The organism is Thermomonas fusca DSM 15424, assembly GCF_000423885.1.
In the GTDB taxonomy this organism is placed as follows: domain Bacteria; phylum Pseudomonadota; class Gammaproteobacteria; order Xanthomonadales; family Xanthomonadaceae; genus Thermomonas; species Thermomonas fusca.
On the sequence record NZ_AUIV01000046.1, the window covers coordinates 1 to 4620 of the forward strand.

Here is a 4620-nt window from a genome sequence, read left to right on the forward strand (position 1 = left end):
GTTGACCTTCGTGTTCGCGCTCGGGTGTGGTCGCGTCGTGCCGTGCATGCCGTTGCGCCTTCGCTGACCAGCGTTCTCGCTTCGGCCGGGCGGCGCTCTGGCTTCGGCTCTTCCAGCGTCGGCCTGCCTGTGGCTCGGCTCACGGCCGGCGGCTCCCGCGTCGTGCGTGGCGTTGCTGCTTGCGGTTCCCGCGCTTCGGCCGTAACGTCGGCCCTAACAATTCGTTCAAGCCGACGCCGCTTCGCGGCGCGGCTTAACTCAGGTGTTAGCTGCCTTCTGGTGACCTATGCGCATATTGTTGTCTCTCATCGTCGCTTTCGCTCTGGCATGGCCCGCTATGGGCGCACCCCGAGCATCGCGGCACCAGATGTCGGTGCTTTTCGTGGGAAACAGCCTCACCTATGTGGGCAATACGCCTGGCGTACTGGACTCCCTGGCATCCGCCAACGGTCGCGCCATCGCGAGCGACATGATCGTAAAGGGCGGAGCCACGCTTACTCAGCGGGTGGCGGATGGCTCCGTTGCGCGCGCCTTGGCCGCGAAGCGATACAGCGCGGTCGTCTTGCAGGAGCGGGGTGGAGATCTCATGTGCGGGTTCGGCCCAAGCTCCTGCTCTGATTCCCGGAAGGCCATCCAAGCCATAGCGGCGGCCGCTAAAAGCTCTGGTGCCAAGGTTTACCTCTTGGGCACTAACCAAGACGAACCAAGAGCATCAAAGGCGCTGGTCGCTGCCGAATCAGCGGCCGCGGCTGAAGCGGGCATCCCTTACATCGAAGTTTCGGAGAGGCTTCAAGTGCTCCGCACTTCTGCGCCAAGCATGCGCTGGCATGCCCCTGACGGCATGCACCCTGGACCCGACCTTGCACTGCTCAACGCGGTCTCGCTTTATCACGCTCTGCTCGGCGTGCTTCCGAAGTCACGCGCGTACACCGTCAAAGCGCCGATATATGGCACAACCAGCGGGCTTACCGAAGCGCTGCGAGGCGCCGAGGACCCGGCGCCCCTAACTACTACCCCGCGCAGCATTCAGTATTCGGCGGAATCACTGCGCGCGGTGTTGCGAGCGGTAGTCAGCGGTCAGGCAGCTAACAATTCGTCCAAGCCGACGCCGCTTCGCGGCGCGGCTTAACTCAGGTGTTAGGGCTCATGAGTAGCAACATCGCACTCGGCGTCGCGGCGACCGCATTCACTGCGCTAGCCATTACATCAATTCTCTTGTGGCGATCTTCAAGGCGCCTCTTCTCGGCTGTGGCTGCCCGAGAACCTGAGAAGCAGCATCTCACTCGCTGGCCATTCTTCGGCCAGTACGGGCCGCTTCCGCCAGCTCAACTGTCCTATCTACAGCAACGTAAATTTGAGCATCTGCCGGAACCAGTATTGAGAGCTCTCGGCCGCAAAGCCCTCACCCTCGTCTACGTGTACGCCTTCTCATTCATGGCTCTACTGCTTAGCCTTCTCTGGTGGAGCGTCGGCCGGGGCGGGTAGCATGAGCCCTAACAATTCGTCCAAGCCGACGCCGCTTCGCGGCGCGGCTTAACTCAGGTGTTAGATGACATGAAACTTCCCCGCGAAGCCGGACGACACGACGACATGGGCTTTGAGCCGAATGATTCTTGGCTAGCGAGCGCCGGGGAAGAATTGCAGATTGAAGCAATGCGTCAATGGTTTTTGGATCGTTACGAAGATCCGGTCATGGAAACACCTTGGGACAGTGAAACGAAAAGCTACATCTTCGTTTGGGGCGGCCCATACGATCCAAACGATGTAATACAAGAAAGATTCTCACACGTAGTTGATTACAACATCATGGAGAGTTTGATCCATGAGCTATGGGCGATCGCAGGTGATGAATGGGCACCAATCCACCATGAGGGAGTCGACTACGAGGCCTACATTGAAGACGAGAATCTTAGCCAAACTTCTCCAGCTGCCCAGCTAGATCAACGCCTTCTCGAAATTCAGCAGCTCGCACAGAGCATCGATGATGGATCCGCTCGTTCGCAGCTTATTCTGCAAATGTCTCACGGGATGCTTATCAGTTCACTAGAGGCATATCTGAGTGACTTGGCTATTCATTGGGTGAGAGAGAAGCCAGAAGTCCTGAGAAGGCTTCTCGCGACGTGCCCCGATCTTAAGAGCAGGACCCTGACCCTGTCTGAGCTCTTCGCAAGACATGAAAGCATCGGTGCTGAGATTCACTCTTTCCTAACAGACTTCGTCTGGCACAGGTTAGATAAAGCAAAACCATTGCTTTCAGCAGCTTTAGATATTCCTATACCAGACATATCTAACATCTACAAAGAGGTTCTCGTGCGGCATGACATTATTCATCGATCCGGTCGTACAAAATCAGGCGACGCAGTCGTTGTCACAAGAGCTCAGCTTGAGACGCTAATTCTAGAGATTGTTGTATTCAAGAGGGGCATTGAAGAGTTCTTAGATGCACGGTACAACTCGACTGTCATCTAACAATTCATTCAAGCCGACGCCGCTTCGCGGCGCGGCTTAACTCAGGTGTTAGGTGTGCCGGGCAGCATTTCAGGAGCTTGTCAGATGAAACGAATAGTATTGTCCGTAGCACTCCTTGCTCTTGGAACCCCAGTCCAAGCTGGTAAGCCGGAGGTTGTGCAGCTCTCGCCAGACACCTACATGATCATCAAAGCTGATCACGGCGGAATTTTTGGCGGCGGCATTCCTAAGCTGAAGATCGCCGTCATAAAACAGGCGAACGAGTTCGCTGCCGCACAGGGCAAGATCGCCATCCCTCTGGCTTCGAACGAAAAGCCAATGGGCGGCGGGCCGGCCCAGTGGGCTACGTTTGAATACCAGTTCCGAGTGGTCGCAAAAGACGATCCTGAAGCTCAGCGCACCTCACTTACCCCAAGAGCGGACACGGTCGTACAGATTGAATCTGCCGCGCCCAAGGGGGCCGGAGTGCCCACAGCGAGCCCTCCAGCCGCTGGTGATGACGTCTATGACAAGCTCCTCAAGCTCGATGAGTTGCGCAAGCGTGGCATCCTCACCGAAACAGAGTTCCAAACTCAGAAACGCAAGCTGCTGGGTGAATAAGCTGCACACCTAACAATTCGTCCAAGCCGACGCCGCTTCGCGGCGCGGCTTAACTCAGGTGTTAGGTTGCACAAGAGGGTTCCCCGGTGACCGAGAAAGAGCGAAACCGCATTTACTCTTCCGTTGGAATTGGCTGGTCATCGGCAGGCATTCGCGACAGCGTCGAGGCAACTGTCACACGCGCAGCCCCTCCGCCCGCCGGAGTTCTGTTAACCGCAATAGTTTCACGAACCGGAGAGGTAACAGACGGGAGCGTCATTGAGGTCCTGGACCCAGCTTGGCGAGAGATTTCCCGAATTATTCAGCACAACCCCCGTGAGCTTCTTTCCCTTACGCCGAATCAATGGGAGGAACTTGTGGCGGCCTCCTATGACAAGGCTGGCTTTGATGAGGTCATTCTCACTCCCCGCAGCGGCGACTTTGGCCGAGACGTGATAGCTGTAAAGCACGGGTGGGGTTCTATCCGCATCATTGATCAAGTCAAGGCGTTTCAACCAGGCCATCTCGTTACGGCCAACGACGTGAGAGCTCTCCTTGGGGTTCTGCAATCGGACAGGAACGCCACGAAGGGAATTGTCACCACCACCTCTGACTTCGCACCCCGCATCAAAGATGATCCGTTCATTTCTCCGTTCTGCCCGTTCCGCCTTGAGTTGGTTAACGGCCAAGAATTGTTCGGGCGCCTATCAAAGCTGGGTCCTGCCGGTGCAACCTAACAATTCGTCCAAGCCGACGCCGCTTCGCGGCGCGGCTCAACTCAGGTGTTAGGCTCAACTGTGGATCATCGACTATCCGTCGCAATTGCAATTGCCACTGCCTACTCCATTTGGCTGGCATGGCGAGCGCTTGGAGATCCGCAGAGCAGCGAGAAGCGCCTCACAGACTACGCAAAGTATGCGTTCTCAATAGGGTTTGTCTTGCTTGCCATTGAAATCGCACTACACATAAGCCATATGCCGTTGGCTGCTATTCTTCAAGCCAAGATGTCCAGCGCAAAGTCCCAGGGGGCCGTGGCGTTTGCTTACTCGTGCATCTCAGCCTGCTGCGTCTTTCTTTTGGCTTCAACTCGGTCAAAGAGTTGAGCCTAACAATTCATTCAAGCCGACGCCGCTTCGCGGCGCGGCTTAACTCAGGTGTTAGGCAGCACAGCAGGAGCTTCGCTTGCGACCTTCCAATCTTCTCAGCGCCCTGATTGCCACAGCAGCATCACTAATTTTTTCCTACTTATTGCTTAGCTCACTGATATCCGGATCTTCTCCAACTTTCGGCGGAAGAGCGACAGCCGCATTGGGCATACGACATGACGCTAACACTGAGCCAGCGCAATTTTGGTTCATGATCATGATCTATGCTGTTGGAGCCATTGGCCTTGGTTACTTGGCCTGGCGGGACTACAACAAGTGACCGTGACCTGCCCCCACTGAGCCGTACCACTCGAAGCTAGGTAGAGTCCGTCATCCAGAGAGGACGGACATGCGCAAGAGTCGCTTCACCACGGAACAGATCATCGGCTTCATCAAGCAGGCCGAGGCCGGCATGGCGGTATCGGAG

Annotated in this window: 5 protein-coding genes; all 5 read left to right on the forward strand. The window is 56.4% G+C overall.

Features of this window, described 5'->3' with window-relative positions; translation table 11 throughout:
- Positions 1-367 precede the first annotated feature (367 nt).
- The gene (locus tag G582_RS18090) at positions 368-1129 is read left to right on the forward strand and encodes a hypothetical protein (protein ID WP_156880541.1); all 762 of its coding nucleotides are present in this window, start codon (positions 368-370) and stop codon (positions 1127-1129) included.
- A 425-nt stretch (positions 1130-1554) separates the two neighbouring features.
- Positions 1555-2469, forward strand: a complete 915-nt coding sequence (locus G582_RS18095) for a hypothetical protein (RefSeq protein ID WP_156880543.1) — start codon at positions 1555-1557, stop codon at positions 2467-2469.
- Positions 2470-2553: 84 nt separating this feature from the next.
- The gene (locus G582_RS0113235) at positions 2554-3069 is read left to right on the forward strand and encodes an SHOCT domain-containing protein (protein ID WP_038054260.1); all 516 of its coding nucleotides are present in this window, start codon (positions 2554-2556) and stop codon (positions 3067-3069) included.
- Between the two features lie 86 nt (positions 3070-3155).
- Positions 3156-3785 (forward strand): restriction endonuclease, encoded by a 630-nt coding sequence (locus G582_RS17745; RefSeq protein ID WP_083961227.1) that lies wholly within the window; start codon positions 3156-3158, stop codon positions 3783-3785.
- A gap of 757 nt (positions 3786-4542) precedes the next feature.
- Positions 4543-4620 (forward strand): transposase (locus tag G582_RS18625; RefSeq protein ID WP_038053625.1); only part of this gene is annotated, 78 nt, incomplete at its 3' end.